Origin of the sequence: Guyparkeria hydrothermalis (genome assembly GCF_023555385.1) — a bacterium.
GTDB lineage: Bacteria > Pseudomonadota > Gammaproteobacteria > Halothiobacillales > Halothiobacillaceae > Guyparkeria > Guyparkeria hydrothermalis_A.
The window spans coordinates 304241-323322 of sequence record NZ_JAJSED010000001.1 but is presented as its reverse complement, the minus strand read 5'-3'; the positions used below and the strand labels follow the sequence as shown (position 1 = coordinate 323322).

Annotated in this window: 19 protein-coding genes and 1 tRNA gene; 5 read left to right on the top strand and 15 right to left on the bottom strand. The window is 65.3% G+C overall.

Features of this window, described 5'->3' with window-relative positions; translation table 11 throughout:
* The 15 genes from nuoF to LV476_RS01550 all read right to left on the bottom strand — a co-directional run bounded on the left by nuoF (nucleotide 1) and on the right by LV476_RS01550 (nucleotide 11727).
* Nucleotides 1-1308, bottom strand: coding sequence for an NADH-quinone oxidoreductase subunit NuoF (gene nuoF, locus LV476_RS01620; RefSeq protein WP_250072626.1), 1308 nt, complete (start codon nucleotides 1306-1308; stop codon nucleotides 1-3).
* Nucleotides 1309-1312: 4 nt separating this feature from the next.
* Nucleotides 1313-1810, bottom strand: a complete 498-nt coding sequence (gene nuoE / locus LV476_RS01615) for an NADH-quinone oxidoreductase subunit NuoE (RefSeq protein ID WP_250072624.1) — start codon at nucleotides 1808-1810, stop codon at nucleotides 1313-1315.
* A complete protein-coding gene (locus tag LV476_RS01610) occupies nucleotides 1810-3063 on the bottom strand; it encodes an NADH-quinone oxidoreductase subunit D (RefSeq protein ID WP_250072622.1) in 1254 nt (417 codons plus the stop codon). The genes nuoE and LV476_RS01610 overlap by 1 nt, the downstream gene beginning before the upstream one ends.
* Nucleotides 3064-3066: 3 nt before the next feature.
* The gene (locus tag LV476_RS01605) at nucleotides 3067-3762 is read right to left on the bottom strand and encodes an NADH-quinone oxidoreductase subunit C (protein WP_250072621.1); all 696 of its coding nucleotides are present in this window, start codon (nucleotides 3760-3762) and stop codon (nucleotides 3067-3069) included.
* A 34-nt stretch (nucleotides 3763-3796) separates the two neighbouring features.
* Nucleotides 3797-4276 (bottom strand): NuoB/complex I 20 kDa subunit family protein, encoded by a 480-nt coding sequence (locus LV476_RS01600; RefSeq protein WP_058575719.1) that lies wholly within the window; start codon nucleotides 4274-4276, stop codon nucleotides 3797-3799.
* Complete coding sequence (locus LV476_RS01595; protein ID WP_250072620.1) at nucleotides 4267-4623, bottom strand: NADH-quinone oxidoreductase subunit A; 357 nt, start codon at nucleotides 4621-4623, stop codon at nucleotides 4267-4269. The genes LV476_RS01600 and LV476_RS01595 overlap by 10 nt, the downstream gene beginning before the upstream one ends.
* 136 nt (nucleotides 4624-4759) lie before the next feature.
* Nucleotides 4760-4844, bottom strand: a tRNA-Leu gene (locus tag LV476_RS01590).
* 55 nt (nucleotides 4845-4899) lie between these two features.
* The gene (gene secG, locus LV476_RS01585; RefSeq protein WP_250072619.1) at nucleotides 4900-5322 is read right to left on the bottom strand and encodes a preprotein translocase subunit SecG; all 423 of its coding nucleotides are present in this window, start codon (nucleotides 5320-5322) and stop codon (nucleotides 4900-4902) included.
* 3 nt (nucleotides 5323-5325) lie between these two features.
* Nucleotides 5326-6090, bottom strand: a complete 765-nt coding sequence (gene tpiA / locus LV476_RS01580) for a triose-phosphate isomerase (RefSeq protein WP_250072618.1) — start codon at nucleotides 6088-6090, stop codon at nucleotides 5326-5328.
* 112 nt (nucleotides 6091-6202) lie between these two features.
* Complete coding sequence (gene ispF, locus LV476_RS01575; protein ID WP_250072617.1) at nucleotides 6203-6706, bottom strand: 2-C-methyl-D-erythritol 2,4-cyclodiphosphate synthase; 504 nt, start codon at nucleotides 6704-6706, stop codon at nucleotides 6203-6205.
* Entirely contained in the window at nucleotides 6699-7478 is a 780-nt protein-coding gene (gene ispD, locus LV476_RS01570; protein ID WP_284047392.1) for a 2-C-methyl-D-erythritol 4-phosphate cytidylyltransferase, read from the bottom strand. The genes ispF and ispD overlap by 8 nt, the downstream gene beginning before the upstream one ends.
* The gene (locus LV476_RS01565; protein ID WP_250072615.1) at nucleotides 7471-7833 is read right to left on the bottom strand and encodes an FtsB family cell division protein; all 363 of its coding nucleotides are present in this window, start codon (nucleotides 7831-7833) and stop codon (nucleotides 7471-7473) included. Before LV476_RS01565 ends, ispD begins: the two co-directional genes overlap by 8 nt.
* 22 nt (nucleotides 7834-7855) lie before the next feature.
* The gene (gene eno / locus LV476_RS01560) at nucleotides 7856-9133 is read right to left on the bottom strand and encodes a phosphopyruvate hydratase (protein ID WP_250072614.1); all 1278 of its coding nucleotides are present in this window, start codon (nucleotides 9131-9133) and stop codon (nucleotides 7856-7858) included.
* 93 nt (nucleotides 9134-9226) lie between these two features.
* Nucleotides 9227-10075 carry a 3-deoxy-8-phosphooctulonate synthase gene (kdsA, locus tag LV476_RS01555; protein WP_250076200.1) on the bottom strand — a complete coding sequence of 283 codons (849 nt, stop codon included), beginning with the start codon at nucleotides 10073-10075 and terminating at the stop codon, nucleotides 9227-9229.
* A gap of 2 nt (nucleotides 10076-10077) precedes the next feature.
* Nucleotides 10078-11727, bottom strand: a complete 1650-nt coding sequence (locus tag LV476_RS01550) for a CTP synthase (RefSeq protein WP_250072612.1) — start codon at nucleotides 11725-11727, stop codon at nucleotides 10078-10080.
* A gap of 278 nt (nucleotides 11728-12005) precedes the next feature.
* On the opposite strand from LV476_RS01550, the gene LV476_RS01545 reads away from it, so the two are divergent.
* The 5 genes from LV476_RS01545 to minC all read left to right on the top strand — a co-directional run bounded on the left by LV476_RS01545 (nucleotide 12006) and on the right by minC (nucleotide 18959).
* Complete coding sequence (locus tag LV476_RS01545) at nucleotides 12006-12458, top strand: MarR family winged helix-turn-helix transcriptional regulator (protein ID WP_250072610.1); 453 nt, start codon at nucleotides 12006-12008, stop codon at nucleotides 12456-12458.
* Nucleotides 12459-12585: 127 nt separating this feature from the next.
* The gene (locus LV476_RS01540; protein ID WP_250072608.1) at nucleotides 12586-13140 is read left to right on the top strand and encodes a DUF2062 domain-containing protein; all 555 of its coding nucleotides are present in this window, start codon (nucleotides 12586-12588) and stop codon (nucleotides 13138-13140) included.
* A gap of 393 nt (nucleotides 13141-13533) precedes the next feature.
* Nucleotides 13534-17229 (top strand): methionine synthase, encoded by a 3696-nt coding sequence (gene metH, locus LV476_RS01535; RefSeq protein WP_250072607.1) that lies wholly within the window; start codon nucleotides 13534-13536, stop codon nucleotides 17227-17229.
* 100 nt (nucleotides 17230-17329) lie between these two features.
* Nucleotides 17330-18109 (top strand): cell division protein ZapD, encoded by a 780-nt coding sequence (zapD, locus tag LV476_RS01530; protein WP_250072605.1) that lies wholly within the window; start codon nucleotides 17330-17332, stop codon nucleotides 18107-18109.
* Between the two features lie 52 nt (nucleotides 18110-18161).
* Entirely contained in the window at nucleotides 18162-18959 is a 798-nt protein-coding gene (gene minC / locus LV476_RS01525; RefSeq protein WP_250072603.1) for a septum site-determining protein MinC, read from the top strand.
* Nucleotides 18960-19082 lie beyond the last annotated feature (123 nt).

Below are 19082 nucleotides of genomic sequence, written 5' to 3'. Positions count from 1 at the left end.
TCAGGCCGCCTGGGAGGTGCGGTCCACCATGCTGTGGCCGTGCTTGATGTAGTACTCGAATTCCGGTCGGAAGTGCTTGATGAAGCTCCGAACCGGAGTCGCTGCCGCATCGCCGAAGGCGCAGATGGTGCGTCCCTCGATCTTGCTGGCCACGTCGTCGAGGCGATCGAGGTCCTCCGACGTGCCCTTGCCGTCGATGATGCGGTTGAGCATGCGGTACAGCCAGCCGGTGCCTTCACGGCACGGCGTGCACTGGCCGCAGGATTCCTTGTAGTAGAACTGCGCCACGCGACGCAGCGCCTTGACCATGCAGGTGTCCTCGTCCATGACGATCAGCCCGCCCGAGCCCAGGAACGTGCCCGATTTGGCAATCGCGTCGTAGTCCATGTTGGTCTCGAGCATGATCTCGCCCGGAATCACCGGCGACGAGGTGCCGCCCGGGATCACGGCCTTGCACTTCTTGCCGCCGCGCATGCCGCCGGCCATCTCCAGCAGGTCGGCGAACGGGGTGCCCATGGGGATCTCGAACACGCCCGGCTTCTTGACGTGGCCGGAGACCGACCAGATCTTCACGCCACCGCTGTTCGGCACGCCGAGGTCGGCGAACCACTGGCCGCCGTTGCGCATGATTGCCGGCACCGAGGACAGGGTCTCGGTGTTGTTGACCGTGGTCGGTCGGCCGTAGAGGCCGAAGTTGGCCGGGAACGGCGGCTTGAAGCGCGGCTGGCCCTTCTTGCCCTCGAGCGATTCCAAGAGCGCGGTTTCCTCGCCGCAGATGTAGGCGCCCGCACCCAGCGAGCCCCACAGGTCGAAGTCGATGCCCGAGCCCTGGACGTTCTCGCCCAGCATGCCGTACTCGTAGGCTTCCTTGACGGCCTGCTCGAAGCGCTGGAAGACCAGGTCCGAGAACTCGCCGCGCATGTAGTTGTAGCCCTTGGTGGCGCCGATGGCGTAACCGGCGATGGCCATGCCCTCGACCAGCGCGTGCGGGTTGTTCATCAGGATCTGGCGATCCTTGAAGGTGCCCGGCTCGGATTCGTCCGAGTTGCAGACGATGTACTTCTGGCCCGGGGCGTTGCGCGGCATGAACGACCACTTGAGGCCGGTGGGGAAGCCCGCCCCGCCGCGACCACGCAGGTTGGAGGTCTTGATCTCCTCGATGATCAGCGCCGGGTCGGTCTTCTCCTCGAGGATCTTCTTCCAGGCCTGGTAGCCGCCGGACTCGAGGTAGGCCTCGAGCGACCAGGGCTTCTCGTGGCCGAGTGTGGCGAAGCAGACCGCAGTGGAACTCGCGTAGTTGAAACTCATGGCGTCAATCCAGCTTGTCGAGAATCTCGTCGACCCGCTCCGGGGTGAGGTTCTCGTAGTAAACGTGATCGACCTGCATCATCGGCCCGCCGCCGCAGGCCGCGAGGCATTCCTCTTCCTTCTTGAGCAGGATTCGGCCGTCCGGCGTCGATTCGCCGGTCTTGATGCCCAGTTTCTTCTCGCAGTGGTCGACGATCTCGTCGGAGCCCATCAGCGAGCAGGCAATGTTGGTGCATACCGAGACGTGATGACGCCCGCAGGGCTTGGTCTCGATCATGGAGTAGAACGATGCCACCTCGTAGATCGAGATCGGCTCCATCTCGAGGTACTCGGCAATCGCGTCCATCAGGTCGACGGTGACGTGACCGTCGTTCTGGTGCTGGACGATCCGCAGGGCGGCCAGCGAGGCGGACTGCTTCTGGTCCTCGGGATAACGAGCCAGCCAGCCGTCGATCTCCTCGCGGGTGTGATCGGTCAGCAGGTGGAGTTTGCTCTCGGTCATCAGCGGTCGACCTCTCCGAATACGATGTCCTGGGTGCCGATGATCGCCACGACGTCGGCCAGCATGTGACCGCGTGACATTTCGTCGAGACCCGACAGGTGCGCGAAGCCCGGCGCACGGATCTTGAGGCGGTACGGCTTGTTGGCCCCGTCGGAGACCAGATAGATGCCGAACTCGCCCTTCGGGTGTTCAACCGCGGCATAGGCCTCGCCGCGCGGCAAGGTGTAGCCCTCGGTGAACAGCTTGAAGTGGTGAATCAGCGACTCCATGTCCGCCTTGAGCTCCTCGCGGCGCGGCGGCGCGACCTTGTGGTCGTCGGCCATGACCGGGCCCGGGTTCTTGCGCAGCCAGTCGATGCACTGGCGGATGATCCGGTTGGACTGGCGCATCTCCTCGACGCGCACCAGGTAACGGTCGTAGCAATCGCCGTTCACGCCCACCGGGATGTCGAAGTCGAGCTGGTCGTAGACCGCGTACGGCTGGTGCTTGCGCAGATCCCACTCGACGCCGGAACCGCGGAGCATCGGGCCGGTAAAGCCCATCTGCAGCGCGCGCTCCTTGGAGACGACGCCGATGTCGACGGTACGCTGCTTCCAGATGCGGTTGTCGGTCAGCAGGGTTTCGTATTCGTCGACATACTTCGGGAATCGGTCGGTGAAGTCCTCGAGGAAGTCGAGCAGCGAGCCCTGCCGCGCCTCGTTCATCCGAGTGACTTCGCGCTCGCTGTGCCACTTGGATGCCTGGTACTTGGGCATCGAATCCGGCAGATCGCGCGCTACGCCGCCCGGACGGTAGTAGGTCGCGTGCAGGCGCGCCCCGGAGACCGCCTCGTAGCAGTCCATCAGGTCCTCGCGCTCGCGGAAGGCATACAGGAACACCGCCATCGCACCGATGTCGAGCGCATGCGCGCCCAGCCACAGCAGGTGGTTCAGGATGCGGGTGATCTCGTCGAACATCACGCGGATGTATTGCGCCCGCTCGGGGATCTCGAGATCCAGCAGCTGCTCGATGGCACGCACGTAAGCGTGCTCGTTGCACATCATCGAGACGTAGTCGAGCCGGTCCATGTAACCGATCGACTGGTTGTAGGGCTTGCTCTCGGCGAGCTTTTCGGTCGCACGGTGCAGCAGACCGATGTGCGGATCGGCGCGTACCACGGTCTCGCCGTCCATTTCCAGGACCAGACGCAGCACGCCGTGAGCCGACGGGTGCTGAGGACCGAAATTCAGGGTGTAGTTGGCGATCTCCGGCATCTATCAGCCCTCGTCGAGGTCAATGTAGCGGCTGTCGTCGCGGTGCACCTTCGGCACCAGCACCCGCGGCTCGATCGACACCGGTTCGTAGACGACACGCCCCTTCTCGGTGTCGTAACGCACCTCGACGTGCCCGATCAGCGGGAAGTCCTTGCGGAACGGGTGACCGACGAAGCCGTAGTCCGTGAGGATCCGGCGCAGGTCCGGATGACCGTCGAACAGGATGCCGAACAGGTCGAACGCCTCGCGCTCGAACCAGTTGACGCCGGCCCAGACGGACACCACCGACGGCACCGCCGGCGCCTGGTCGTCCGGGCAATAGATCCGGACGCGCAGGCGCCAGTTGTGCGTATAGGAAAGCAGGTGCGCCACGGCGGCGAAACGCGGCCGACCAAGGTCGCCGGTATCCGGCTCGTCGCCGAACTTGAGCCAACCGCTGGTGTTGGGCTCCACGCCCCGGCTGTAACCGGTATAGGAAACGGTCTCTTCACCGGCCCACTCGTCGCGGCCGTATTCCAGGTAGTCGATACCGCAGATATCAACGCACTGCTCGAAGCGGGTCGCCTCACTCTTCTCGAGACGTTCCGCCACCTCGCGCCAGTGCTTCGCCTCGACCTCGATGGTCAGCTCGCCACGGTCGATGGTCTGGTCGACGATGTACTCGCCGATGGTTTCCTTGAGGGCCGTTTGCAGGTTCATGGATGAAGGCTACCCCTGTGCTTGCCGGTACCCGTCAGGCACGCGCGATGGTGTTGGTGCGGCGGATCTTGTTTTGCAGCTGGATGATCCCGTACAGCAGCGCCTCCGCCGTGGGCGGGCAGCCGGGCACGTAGATATCCACGGGGACGATGCGATCGCAACCGCGCACCACCGAGTAGGAATAGTGGTAGTAACCGCCCCCGTTCGCACAGGACCCCATCGAGATGACCCAACGAGGCTCGGCCATCTGGTCGTAGACCTTACGCAGTGCCGGAGCCATCTTGTTGACCAGCGTACCCGCCACGATCATGACGTCCGACTGGCGCGGACTGGGACGGAACACAACACCGAAGCGGTCGAGATCATAGCGCGCCGCGCCGGCATGCATCATCTCGACGGCACAGCAGGCCAGACCAAAGGTCATTGGCCACAGCGAACCCGTGCGCGCCCAGTTGATCAGCTTGTCGGCCGAGGTGGTGACAAAGCCCTTCTCAAGAACGCCTTCTACTCCCATTCCAGCGCCCCCTTCTTCCACTCGTAAATGAAGCCGACCACCAGAACGCCAAGGAAGATGGCCATCGCCGCCAAGCCGAAGCCGCCGATGTGATCCAGCGCCACGGCCCACGGAAACAGAAAGGCGATCTCGAGATCGAAGATGATGAACAGGATCGCCACCAGGTAGTAGCGGATGTCGAACTTCATGCGGGCGTCCTCGAAGGGCGCAAAACCGCACTCGTACGCATCCAGCTTGGCCGCATCCGGACGGTTGGGTGCCAGGACCTGACCGACGACCAGGAGCCCCAGAGAGAACAGGGTGGCCACACCGAAGAAGATCAGGATGGGAATGTAGCCTTCAAGCATCTGACACCCTCTTGCTCGAAACCCGGCCGGGCCACCCGACCGGTCTTTTTTCAGCGCGTTCGACTGCCTTGCGCGTGCCGGGCAATAAATCCACGGCAACGTACAAGAATAGCGAATCGAACCGGAAAAGTGTGTTTGGTGCGGACGGTGGGACTCGAACCCACACGGCTTTCGCCACTACCCCCTCAAGATAGCGTGTCTACCAGTTCCACCACGTCCGCTTTGATTGTCAGCCGAGCCATCGCCTGACCCGGCCGTAACGGCGATTGCTCGTCGTTACTGTCCGGGCACGTCCGACGGCGATTGGGTGCTGCCGTCTTCCTCCTGCCCAGAGGGTGCCGCCGAGTTCGGGGATGGGACGTCGGTCGGCTTGTCTGCCGGCTTGTCGGACGGGGTGCGTCCGTCTTGCTCGGCCACGTTTCCGCTCTCGGAAACGGGTGCAGAATCTACCACGCTCGAGGGCTCCTGGGAAGTGTTAATCACGTAGGCAAGCAACAGACTGGTGCCAAAAAAGGCCACCACCAGCCACCCCGTCAGTTTCTGCAGGGTGTTTGCCGGCCCACGAGCCCCATGAACGGTGCCGGAGGCGCCTGAACCGAACGCGGCGCCGGCATCCGCCCCCTTGCCGTGCTGAATGAGCACCAGACCGATCAGGGTCAGGCCCAGCAGCACGTGGACGATGATCACGAATGTCGTCATTGTTTAACCTACCGTGTCTGCCGCTGCGCGACAGATGCCAAGAAAATCCTCGGACTTCAGCGACGCGCCGCCGATCAGGCCGCCGTCGATGTCCGGCTGCGCAAGCAGCTCGGCCGCGTTGCCCGGCTTCATCGAGCCGCCGTACTGGATGCGCACCGACTGCGCGACGTTCGCGTCGTGGTCGGCGAGCTGGCCACGAATGAAGGCATGAACCTCCTGAGCCTGCTCCGGCGAGGCGGTGCGGCCGGTGCCGATCGCCCAGACCGGCTCGTAGGCGATCACGATGTGCTCGAAGGCCTGGATGCCGTTGCCGCTGATGACCGCGGCCAGCTGCTGACGCACCACCGCTTCGGTCTCGTCGGCCTCGCGCTGCTCGAGCGTCTCGCCAACGCAGAGGATCGGCGTCAGCCCGGCGGACAGCGCCGCCTTGACCTTGTCGCTGACCATCTCGTCGGTCTCGCCGTACATCGCCCGGCGCTCCGAGTGACCGAGAATCACGTAGCGTGCGCCGATGTCGTGCAGCATGCGCGGGGCGACTTCGCCGGTGAACGCGCCGCTGTCGTGCTCGGAGCAGTTCTGTGCGCCAAGACCGAGGTCGGTTGCCTCGGCCAGCTTCTCGACCTGCGGCAGGTAAACGAACGGCGGGCAGACGCCCACGTCGACCCCGTTCAGTTCACGCATGCCGTCGATGACGCCGAGCACGAGCGACTCGTTGTCTGCCGACGACCCGTTGAGCTTCCAGTTTCCAACAACAATCGGTTTACGCATCCGATGGTTCCACTTCAATGTTCAAGAGCGTTGCTTATCTCCGGGGCCGGATCGATGCCTCTCGATCACCCCGGGAAACGGGCGACAAGCCTACTTGGCCGCCCCCCATAAATCAATCCGAAACGGCCGACCGGCACAGCATCGCCACGGCCTCGGCAGCGATACCCTCGCCTCGTCCGGTGAAGCCGAGCCGCTCGGAGGTAGTGGCCTTCACGTTGACCCGGTCGACCGGCAAGCCACTCGCCGCGGCGATCGCCTCACGCATCGGCACGACCCAGGGAGCCAGCTTCGGCGCCTGCGCGATGACCGTTGCATCGACATTCACAACCGACCAACCGGACGCCAACAGCTTCGCGACGACTTCTCGCAGCAGCTCCCGGCTGTCGGCGTCGGCATAAGCCGGGTCAGAATCCGGGAAGTGCTGGCCGATGTCGCCCAGCGACGCTGCCCCCAGCAATGCATCGCAGATCGCGTGCAGCAGGACGTCGCCGTCGGAGTGCGCTCGAAAGCCACGCTCGAACGGGATCCGGCAGCCGCCGATGCAGAGGTGATCGCCCGCCTCGAAGGCATGCACGTCGAAGCCATGGCCGACACGCAGAGATAGTGGGTCAATCATCGAGCACTCCCTGGCGGGCGAGAATCGCCCGAGCCACTGTCAAATCCTCCGGGTGGGTGATCTTGAGGTTGTCCGCCGCACCCACGACCGCGCGGGGCCGCAGCCCGGCCCGCTCCACCGCCGAGGATTCGTCGGTCACCTCGAAGCCCGCCGCCAGAGCGCCCTCGAGCGCCTCGAGCAGCACCCCCGCCGGAAAAAGCTGCGGGGTGAGCGCGTGCATCAACGGGCTGCGATCAACCGTCTCGGCCACCCGGCCGTCGCGATCGACGCGCTTGATCGTGTCACGCACCGGCGCGGTCAGCAGCCCACCGTCCGGGGCACGCACCAATGTCAACAGCTGCTGGACATCTTCCGGGCGAACACAGGGACGTGCCGCATCGTGAACCATCACCCACTCGCCCTGCCCGCTTTGGGCCGGCGAGGACGACAGCTCCGTCCAGCGGTCCCGGAACATCGCCAGGCCGTTGCGCACACTCTCGGCGCGAGTCGCCCCGCCGTCGACCCGATGCACCGGCACGCCATGGGCGGAAAGCGCATCGCTGACCGCCTGCGGGATCGGGCCGGAGGTGACCAGGATCACGCCAGCCAGTCCGGGCAGATCGACAAATCGCGACACGGCAAGCTCGAGCACCGAGCGCTCGCCCAGTCGCAGATACTGCTTGGGAACATCGCTCCTCATCCGCTGCGCCGAACCCGCCGCAGGAATGAGAAGCCACCATCGGCCAATAGCAGCCTGCGTCGGCCCGCCCGGGCTCACCGCCCCTTCACTCATCGGTCAGGGGGCTGGAGGACCGGGAGGGAGCGACCGTCGGCGGCATGATGGTGTCGGGCCGGACGGCCTCGATCACCTGATAGAAATGCTCGTCAGGACGAACCAGGCCGAGGTTGAGACGGGCCTGCGCTTCGACCGCGTCAACCCCCTGCCGGAGACTCTCGACTTCGGCGGCCAGGGTCTCGTTGCGCCGCTCCAGACGGGTCTGTTCGGCCTCGAGATGGGCAAGACGCGCCTCCTTGTGGCTGATCTCGCCCATGGAGGCATCACCGAACCAGACACGCCACTGCAGGCCGGCCAGCATCAAGACCAGCACCACGGTCAACCCGCGAATGCCGCCTATCCGCTGCCGCATGGCCATGGTCGCGGCGCTCGCCTTACTGGCCGAACGCCGACCGCCCCGGGAAGCGGGCCTTGTCGCCCAGACGCTCCTCGATGCGCAGCAGCTGGTTGTACTTGGCGATCCGGTCGGAGCGCGACAGCGAGCCGGTCTTGATCTGGCCGGCGTTGGTCGCCACGGCCAGATCGGCAATGGTGGTGTCCTCGGTCTCGCCGGAACGGTGGGAGACGACGTTGGTGTAGCCGTTCTCCTGCGCCAGGCGCATGGCGGCCAACGTCTCGGTCAGGGTGCCGATCTGGTTGACCTTCACCAGCATGGAGTTGGCGATCTTGCGCTCGATACCCTCGCGCAGGATCTTCTCGTTGGTGACGAACAGATCGTCCCCGACCAGCTGGCACTTGTCGCCCAGACGCTCGGTCAGCAGCGCCCAGCCGTCCCAGTCGTCTTCGGCCATGCCGTCCTCGATCGACAGGATCGGGTACTTGTCGACCCACTCGGCCAGCAGGTCAACCATGCCGGCCGCATCCAGCGTGCGGTTCTCGCCAGTCAGGACGTACTTGCCGTCCTTGATGTACTCGGAGCTGGCCGCATCCAGGCCCAGGAACACATCCTTGCCCGGCGTGTAGCCGGCCTTCTCGATCGCCTCCATGATCGCCTCGATGGCCGCCTCGTTGGACGGCAGATCCGGGGCGAAGCCGCCCTCGTCGCCGACGGCGGTCGACAGGCCACGCGCGGCGAGAACCTGCTTGAGCGCATGGAAGACCTCGACGCCGTAGCGCAGCGCCTCGGAGAAGGTCGGCGCGCCGGCCGGGATGATCATGAACTCCTGCATGTCGATGGAGTTATCGGCGTGCTCGCCACCGTTGATGATGTTCATCATCGGCACCGGCAGCGTGACCGCGTCGTCACCGCCGAGGTAGGAGAACAGCGGCTCGCCGCGCTCGAGAGCACCGGCCTGGGCGGCGGCCAGCGAGACGGCCAGGATGGCGTTGGCACCCAGGCGCGACTTGTTCTCGGTGCCGTCGAGCTCGATCATCTTGTTGTCGATGTCGGCCAGGGCGTGAACGCTCATACCCTTGATCGCTTCGTGGATCTCGCCGTTGACGTTGGCGACTGCCTTGGTCACGCCCTTGCCGAGGTAGCGCGACTTGTCGCCGTCGCGCAGCTCAATCGCCTCGCGAGCACCGGTGGAGGCGCCGGAGGGCACGATCGCCCGCCCGATCACGCCACCGGCCAGTTGGACCTCGGCCTCGACGGTCGGATTGCCGCGTGAATCGATGACTTCGCGTGCGTGCACTCGCTCGATGGCTGCCATGCAGTGTTCTCCCAGTTATTCAGTTCAATTGTTTCGGTTGCGAACCGGCACGTTCGGATGCCGGCCCCATGATTCGTTCGTCGAGCCCGCGGCTCAGTCGCCCAGCCCCAGCCACGCGTTCTCCGGGAAGCCGGAGGCCTTGACCGTCCGGTCCAGCGTGGTCAGCGTCAGCAACAGGTCCGCCATCTCGTCGAGCGGCCAGGCGTTCGGCCCGTCGGACAGGGCCACGTCCGGGTCGGGGTGGGTCTCCATGAACAGCCCGGAGACGCCGGCGGCAACTGCGGCACGCGCCAACACCGGCACGAACTCGCGCTGGCCGCCCGAGGCCTTGCCCTGCCCACCCGGCTGCTGGACCGAATGGGTGGCATCGAAGACCACCGGTGCGCCCGTCTGGCGCATGATCGCCAGGCCGCGCATGTCCGACACTAGGGTGTTGTAGCCGAAGGACACGCCGCGCTCGCAGACCATCACCTGATCATTGCCCACCGCGCGGGCCTTCTCGACCACGTTGGCCATGTCCCAGGGGGCGAGGAACTGCCCCTTCTTGATGTTGACCGGCTTGCCCTGCCGGGCAACGTTCTGGATGAAATTCGTCTGGCGGCAGAGGAAGGCCGGCGTCTGCAGCACGTCGACCACCGAGGCAACTTCCTCGAGCGGCGTGTCCTCGTGCACGTCGGTCAGCACCGGCAGACCGAACTCGCGCTTGACGTCCTCGAGGATCGCCAGCCCCTTTTCCATGCCGGGGCCGCGATAGCTCTCGGTCGAGGAGCGGTTCGCCTTGTCGAAGGAGCTCTTGTAGATCAGCCGGATGCCGGCGGTGTCCGCCATCTCCTTGAGTCGTCCGGCGGTCTCCTGCGCCAGCGTCTCGGACTCGATCACGCAGGGACCGGCGATCAGGAACAGCGGCTGGTCCAGCCCCACCTCGAAGTCGAGCAGTTTCATCGTCATTCGTTATCCATGGCCTCGGACTTGCCTACCCGCTGGGCGTGGGCGGCGTTGACAAAGGCGATGAACAGCGGGTGCCCATCGCGCGGCGTGGAGCGGAATTCCGGGTGGAACTGGCAACCGAAGAAGAACGGGTGATCGGCCAGCTCGACGGTCTCGACCAGCTGGTTCTCCGCCGACCAGCCGCCGAAGATCAGGCCCGCTTCGGCGAGCGGCTGCTGGTAGCCGTTGTTGAATTCGTAGCGATGGCGATGCCGCTCGCTGATTTCGTCCGAGCCGTAGACGCGATGGGCCAGCGTCTTCGGTTCGATCCGACAGCGCTGCGCCCCCAGGCGCATGGTGCCGCCCAGATCCGCGTCCTCGCTGCGCTCGATACGATTGCCGTGCTCGTCGCGCCACTCGGTGATCAGGGCGATGACCGGGTGCTTCGCCTCGCGCTCGAATTCGGTCGAGTGGGCACCCTCGAGACCCGCGACGTTGCGCGCGTATTCGATGACGGCCACCTGCATACCGAGACAGATACCGAGATAGGGTTTGCCCGACTCGCGCGCATACTTCACGGCCGCGATCTTGCCCTCGACGCCGCGCGAGCCGAAGCCGCCCGGCACCAGGATGGCATCCATGCTCTCAAGTCGCGCCACGCCATCGTGCTCGAAGGACTCGGAGTCGAAGTAGTGGATATTGACCCGGGTGCGGGTCTGGATGCCGGCGTGCAGCAGTGCCTCGTTGACACTCTTGTAGGCATCGACGAGGTCGACGTACTTGCCCACCATCGCAATGTCGACGATCCGGTCCGGCTTGGTCTGCGCCTCGACCACGCGATCCCACTCGGTGAGATCCGCCGCCCCGGCGCTCATGTGCAGCTTTCTCAGCACGGTCTCGTCGAGCTTCTGCGCGTGCAGCAGGCGCGGGATGCGGTAGATGGTGTCCGCGTCGATCGAGGAGATGACCGCGTCGTGCTCGACGTTGGTGAACAGCGCGATCTTGCGACGCTCCTCTTCCGGCAACGGCACCTCGGCGCGGCATACCAGCACGTCCGGCTGGATACCGATCGAGCGCAGCTCCTTGACCGAGTGCTGGGTGGGCTTGGTCTTGACCTCGCCAGCCGCCTTGATGAACGGCACCAGCGTGAGGTGCATGAAGATGGCACGGTCGCGCCCCATCTCCACGCCCAGCTGACGGATCGCCTCGAGGAACGGCAACGACTCGATGTCACCGACGGTGCCGCCGATCTCGATCAGGGCGACGTCGTAGCCCTTGGAGCCCTCGACGACTCGGCGCTTGATCTCGTCAGTGACGTGCGGGATGACCTGGACGGTGCCGCCGAGGTAGTCACCGCGACGCTCGCGGCGAATGACCGTCTCGTAGACCCGGCCGGTGGTGAAGTTGTTGCGCCGACCGACCGGGGAGCGCACGAAGCGCTCGTAGTGGCCCAGATCGAGATCCGTTTCCGCGCCGTCGTCGGTGACGAACACCTCGCCGTGCTGGAAGGGGCTCATCGTGCCGGGGTCGACATTGATGTACGGATCGAGCTTCATCAGCGTCACGCGCAGCCCACGCGATTCGAGCAGCGCGCCCAGCGAGGCAGCGGCGATTCCCTTGCCCAGTGACGAGACGACCCCACCGGTAACGAAGACGAACTTGGTCATTAACGAACCATATCGAGAGGAGGTTGATGGCGGACCGACGGGCCCCGTTTCAGGGGCCGAATGTTACCGCAAACCGCCTGCTGCGGCAATCTGCACAACCGCCCCGACCGCGCGCTCGCCCGGCCGTGCGACGGCGAATCGATCCTGCCGCCACGGACCGCCGAGCCGGGTTGTGCCCATCACCCCGGGGCGGGTCGCAAACTCCACAGGATGGCGAAAACCCGCGTGTAATGCGACCATATGCGTATTCGATTTTAATGACAGCCACGCCGATCCCAATGACCGACTCGCAAGACTCCATCCAGCAACGCGAAGACGAATTCACTCGACTGGTGTTCGACGTGTCACGCCTGTGGCGCGTCCAGGTTAACGAGACTCTCGGAGCGTTCGACCTGACGGCATCGGCTTGGGCCGTGCTGCGCATCCTGCGTGACGAGGGCGAAGGCCGCACGCAGAAGGACCTTGCCGGCGAACTCGCGATCGAGGGCCCGACGCTGGTCAAGCTGCTTGACGGGCTGGAAAAGGGAGACTGGATCGAACGACGCGTCTCGGAGGCCGATCGGCGGGCCAAGACCATCTGGCTCAAGCCGGGCGCGCGACCACGCATCGAGGAGGCCGAGCGCGCCCTCGCCCGCTTCCGACACGGCGTGATCGGCGAGCTTTCCGACGAGGAAAAGCAGAGCTACATGACATTGAGCCGCAAGCTGCGCGATCTGCTCAAGAGCCGCTAGACTCGGCTCACCTGCCCGGTGCGACTGGATGCGCCGGGAACAAACGCGATGGACCGCCTCGCTCCATGAGAGTCGGCACCCAGCCGACTAGACTCGCTCTCCCGAGTCGACGTTCGATGAGGCCTGCATGCCACGAAAGTTCTTTCGTCGCCTGACACCGAACCGCCACCGGATCGTGAACCAGCCGTTCCTCCGACCGGTCGCCCAGTTCCTTGGTGACCCGAACCTCTGGCATCTCAATCGCCGGTCCGTCTCCGGCGGCGTGGCACTCGGCCTGTTTCTCGCCTTCATCCCCCTCCCCGGCCAGATGCTGATCGCGGCGACCGGCGCGATCTTCATGCGGGTCAATATTGCGCTGGCCGTCGCCATGGTCTGGGCGACCAACCCGATCACCATTCCGCCACTGCTGTGGCTTGCCTACAAGGTCGGCGCAACCCTGACCGGCTGGCACCTGCCGCCGCCTGCCGGTGGCGAAATGAGCATCGGCTACGCCATGGGGCAGCTGCCACATATCTGGTTGCCGCTCGGGATCGGCCTGCTGACCATGGCGTTCGTCAGCTCGATCGCCGGCTTCGCCATCATCCGGCTGCTCTGGCGACTCAATATCGCCGCCCACAAGCGGCGTCGGCAGGCGCAGCGACGCCTGCGGCTGCGCCGCACGCATTCACAGCACCGGCGCTGAGCCGCCTCCGCCCGGAGCGCGCCTTCCCTGCGTTATACTTCCGGGCTTTTAGGGGAAACTCTGCACGAATGCCATACCGCTCTGCGTGCCTTGAGCCGGGCGGATGCAAGGCGACCGTCCGCCGCGGAAGAGTCATTCTCTTTCCAAGGACGGCAACGCAGCAGATGCCCGGCTCAAGACACGCCCAACGGGGCCAGGCGAGCCGCCCGTGCTCGGTGTTGCGTCGTCTTGCCGTGGCCACCGGCACGCCGGCGACAACGCGCCTTGATCACGAACGGCTCGCCTGGCCAGAGTGACATGGCATTCGTGCCGAGCTTCCCTACCATTCACCCATCGTCCCGGCGCCACGTCCGCTGCGTGGCTCGCCGGGCGATTCAGGACGCCGCGTCGCCCATGACTTCGATCGACCGAGACCATCCCGTTTTCGACCAGCTCCGTGACCTGATGCGCCAGCGCATCCTCGTGCTCGACGGCGCGATGGGCACCATGATCCAGAACGCCCAGCTGTCCGAAGACGACTTCCGCGGCGAGCGCTTCGCCGAGTGGCCGGTCGACCTCAAGGGCAACAACGACCTGCTGGTGCTGACCCGCCCGGACGTGATCGAGGACATCCACCGCCAATACCTCGATGCCGGCGCAGACATCATCGAGGCGAACACCTTCTCGGCCACGCGCATCGCCATGGCCGACTACCAAATGGAGGAGCTGTCGCGGGAGATCAACGTCGTCGCCGCGCAGATCGCCCGCAAGGCCGCCGACGCCAAGACCGCCGAGACCCCGGACAAGCCGCGCTTCGTCGCCGGCATCCTCGGCCCCACCAACCGCACCGCCTCGATTTCACCGGACGTCAACGACCCCGGCTACCGAAACACCAGCTTCGACGAACTGGTCGATGCCTACCGCGAGTCGGCCGAGGCGCTGCTCGAAGGCGGCGTCGACATCTTCCTGATCGAGACCATCTTCGACACGCTCAACGCCAAGGCGGCGGTGTTCGCGCTCGAGGAGCTGTTCGCCGACCGCGGCCAGCGCTGGCCGGTGATGATCTCCGGCACCATCACCGACGCCTCCGGACGCACCCTCTCGGGCCAGACCACCGAGGCCTTCTACAACAGCCTGCGCCACGCCCGGCCACTGTCGATCGGCCTGAACTGCGCGCTCGGCCCGGACCTCTTGCGCCAGTACGTCTCCGAACTCTCGCGGGTGAGCGAATACTTCGTCTCCGCCCACCCCAATGCCGGCCTGCCCAACGAGCTGGGCGAGTACGATCTGGAAGCCGACCCGATGGCCGCCTCGATCGGCGAGTGGGCCGAAGCGGGTCTGCTGAATATCATCGGCGGCTGCTGCGGCACCACGCCGGCGCACACCGCTGAGATGGCCCGCCGCGTCGAGGGCGTCGCCCCGCGCAAGCCGGTCGAGCCGGAGGTTGCCTGCCGGCTGTCGGGCCTCGAGCCGTTCAACATCACCCCCGACTCGCTGTTCGTGAACATCGGCGAGCGCACCAACGTCACCGGCTCGGCCCGCTTCCGTCGCCTGATCAAGGAAGGCGACTACGACACCGCACTGGACGTTGCCCGCCAGCAGGTCGAGAACGGCGCGCAGATGATTGACGTCAACATGGACGAGGGCCTGATCGACGGCGTCGAGGCAATGCAGCGTTTCCTGAATCTCGTCGCCGCCGAGCCGGACATCTCGCGGGTGCCGATCATGATCGACTCCTCGAAGTTCGAGGTGATCGAGGCGGGCCTCAAGTGCGTCCAGGGCAAGGCCGTGGTCAACTCGATCTCGCTCAAGGAAGGCGAAGGGTCGTTCCTCGAGCAAGCGCGCATCGTGCAACGCTACGGCGCGGCCGCCGTGGTAATGGGCTTCGACGAAGACGGCCAGGCCGACAACCTCGAGCGGCGCAAGGAGATCGCCCAGCGGGCCTACGATCTCTTGACCGGCATCGGCTTCCCGCCTGAGGACATCATCTTCGACCCGAACATCTTCGCGATCGCCACCGGCATCGAGGAGCACAGCAACTACGCGGTCGACTTCATCGAGGGCACCCGCTGGATCAAGGAGCACCTGCCGCACGCGCTGGTCTCCGGCGGTGTCTCGAACGTCTCGTTCTCCTTCCGCGGCAACGAGCCGGTGCGCGAGGCGATCCACAGCGTCTTCCTCTACCACGCCGGGCGCGCCGGCATGGACATGGGCATCGTCAACGCTGGCCAGCTTGCCGTGGTCGACGAGATCCCCGACGAGCTGCGCGAGGCGGTCGAGGACATCGTCCTAAACCGGCGGGATGACGCCACCGACCGCATGCTGGAGATCGCCGACAAGTTCCGCGACTCCGGCGGCGAGAAGTCGAGCGGGCCAGATCTCGCCTGGCGCGAGTGGCCGGTGGAGAAGCGTCTCGAGCACTCGCTGGTCAAGGGCATCGACGAGTACGTCATCGAGGACACCGAGGAGGCGCGACAGAAGGCCGAACTGCCGCTGCACGTGATCGAGGGCCCGCTGATGGACGGCATGAACGTCGTCGGCGACCTGTTCGGTGCCGGCAAGATGTTCCTGCCGCAGGTGGTCAAGTCCGCCCGCGTGATGAAAAAGGCGGTCGCCCACCTCCTGCCGTTCATGGAAGAGGAGTCCTGCAACGCCCAGTCGGCCGGCAAGATCGTCATGGCGACGGTCAAGGGCGACGTCCACGACATCGGCAAGAACATCGTCGGCGTGGTGCTCCAGTGCAACGGCTTCGAGATCATCGACCTGGGCGTGATGGTGCCGACGCAGAAGATCCTCGACACCGCCCGCGAGGAGAACGCGGATCTCATCGGCCTCTCGGGGCTGATCACCCCGTCGCTCGACGAAATGGTCAACGTGGCCAGCGAAATGCAGCGCCAGGGCCTCGACATCCCGCTGATGATCGGCGGGGCGACCACCTCCAAGCTGCACACGGCCATCAAGATCAACCCGGCCTACGACCATCCGGTGATCCACGTGCTCGACGCCTCGCGCGCCGTGGGTGTGGCCAGCAAGCTCCTGGGCAAGAACAAGCAGGCGTTCGTCGACGAGGTCGAGGGCGAATACGACAAGGTGGTCGCCCGCCGCCAGGCCAACCAGAAGGAAGCCAAGCGTGTTTCCATCCAGCAGGCACGCGACAACCGCCAGCGAGTCGATTTCGAGGACTACACGCCGGTCGCACCAAAGCAGCCCGGCGTACACCTGCTCGAGGACTATCCGCTCGAGGAGATCGTCGAGCGCGTCGACTGGACGCCGTTCTTCCAGAGCTGGCAGCTGTTCGGCAAGTTCCCGGCCATCCTCGAGGACGAGAAGGTCGGCACCGAGGCGACCAAGCTCTACAACGACGCCCAGGCGATGCTCAAGCAGATTGTCGAGGAGAAGTGGCTCACCGCCAATGCCGTCTACGGCTTCTGGCCGGCCGCCTCGGTCGACGACGACATCCGCGTGTTCACCGACGAGTCGCGCCAGGGCGTGCTGACCACCCTGCACCACATCCGCCAGCAGATGCCCCGTTCTGGCGGCAAGCCCAACCAGTGCCTGGCCGACTTCGTCGCGCCGACGGGCGGCAAGGTAAAGGACTGGATCGGCGGATTCGCCGTGACCACCGGCCTGGGCATCGAGCCGCACGTCAAGCGGTTCGAGGATGCGAACGACGATTACAAGGCCATCCTGCTGCAATCGCTGGCCGACCGGCTGGCCGAGGCCTTCGCCGAGCGCCTGCACGAGCTAGTACGCAAGGAGTTCTGGGGCTACGCCGCCGACGAGGATCTGTCCAACGACGAACTGATCGCCGAGAAATACCAGGGCATCCGCCCGGCGCCCGGCTACCCGGCCTGCCCGGATCACACCGAAAAGGGACTTTTGTGGGAACTTCTGGCGCCCGAGCGTGTCGGAATCGAATTGACCGACTCGTATGCCATGCATCCGGGCGCTGCCGTGTCGGGCTGGTACATGGCCCATCCGGAAGCGCGCTACTTCGGCGTCGGCCGGATCGGGCCGGACCAGGTCGATGACTATGCCCGCCGCAAGGACTGGAGCCGGGCGGAGGCCGAAAAATGGCTGGCGCCGATCCTGGGGTACGAGCCGGACTGACCGCCCTCGCCCCGGCCGCACCGCGGGAGTTGAGTTATTCCGCGGGCAGGCAGAGAATGGCGAAGACGGCCGACTCACTCTCGACCAGCACCGGCATCCAATGGATCGGAACGCACCTCTGAAAATCTTCGAGCAACCGCTTAACGAACGGATCCGGGCCTGCCTGAGGCTCGATCATCTGTTCTCGCGCATCGATCACCACCTGCAGAGCACCTCGCGGGACGACACCCTCTGCACGGTGCTCCTGCTGCTCGAGGCATCCGACGTTCTCTCGCGCATCGACATCAAGCGTGAACTGATCAAGGAGCTCGAGCGCCAGCAGGCACGACTGATGAAGGTGCCCGACTCCCCCGGTGTCGACCGCGAGAAGCTCAACGCACTGCTGGAAAAGCAGGACGGCCTCATCCAGGCCCTGCACGCCTACCATGCTCAGCCGGGCGCGCACCTCAAGACGCACGAGCTCCTCAACGCGGTGCGCCAGCGCGCCTCGATTCCGGGCGCATTGTGCGAGTTCGACATCCCCGGCCTGCACTACTGGCTGAACCTGCCGGACGAGGAGCGCCGCGAAGACATCGACGTCTGGCTCGAGCCGTTCGCCGACATCCGTCACGCCAATGAACTCGTGATCGGCCTGATCCGCAACAGCGTCGACACCATGTCCGTCGTTGCCGAGGAAGGCTTCCTCCAGCAGAGCATCGAGAGCGCCACTCCCTACCAGTTGCTGCGCGTGATGGTCGACGAGGACACCGTCTCATATCCCGAGATCAGCGCCGGCAAGCATCGCTTCACCGTGCGCTTCATGACGCTGGACCGAGAGAACGGTCACCCCAGACAGGTTCACGAGGATATCGAATTCCGTCTGGCTCTCTGCCGCCTGTGACGGCGAGAGAACCGGCATTCCCCTAACGTTCAGGATGAAACCCGAGCCGTACATGACCACAACAACACGCAAGGCCGACCGGACCGGCACCCCGGCCCTCGACATCGACCAGCGCCCGCTCACACTCACCCACGTCCACCTGTTCGAGACCCACCTGCTCAAGCTGACCCGCAGCCTGAGCGATCGTTTCGGCAACCCGGGTGTCGGTGACGAGCGCGAACCTTGTGTGATCGATCTGGCAGTTATCGCCGACAGCGGCAAGTGGATCGACTTCCCGGCCCTGGTCAGCCTGTTGCGCAACTACCGGCTCGAGCCGGTTGGCGTGGTGCACGGCAACGAACAGCAAAAGACCCAGGCCCGCGGAGCCGAGCTACCGGTATTCGACGATCAGCAGGCCGCTCCCCCTGCCCCGCCGGCGGCCGCCGAACCGGCACCGAAGCCGGAACCGCAGCCCGAGCCCGAACCGGTAGCAGCCCCCGAACCGAAACCCGAGGCACCGGCCCGCCCGGCCGGCCCGGTCGCACCGATGATCCTGCGCCACCCGGTACGCTCCGGAACCGAACTGTACGCTCAGGGTCAGGACATGGTGGTGATGAACACGGTGGGCGCGGGTGCCCGCGTGGTTGCCGACGGCTCGATCTACATCCACGGCGCGCTCAAGGGCACGGCGGCGGCCGGCGCCGGCAACCAGACCGAGGCCCGCATCTTCTGCGAGTCGTTCGAACCCGAGATCATCGCCATCTGCGGCACGTTTCTGGATGGCGAACAACTGGCCCGACACCCGGCTTGGGGAAAGCGAGTCGTGGTGGAACTGAAGGACGGCCAATTGGTGGTTCAGACGTTCGACTGAGGCGCAGCGCGCACCGGCCGAACGGGATCGTTGGGAAAGACGTGGCTTTGTGGCACAGTCCGGCCACCCTGACGATCCGAAGCCTGTCGGCGACAGACCGGCAGGACAGGCAAACGTCAACAA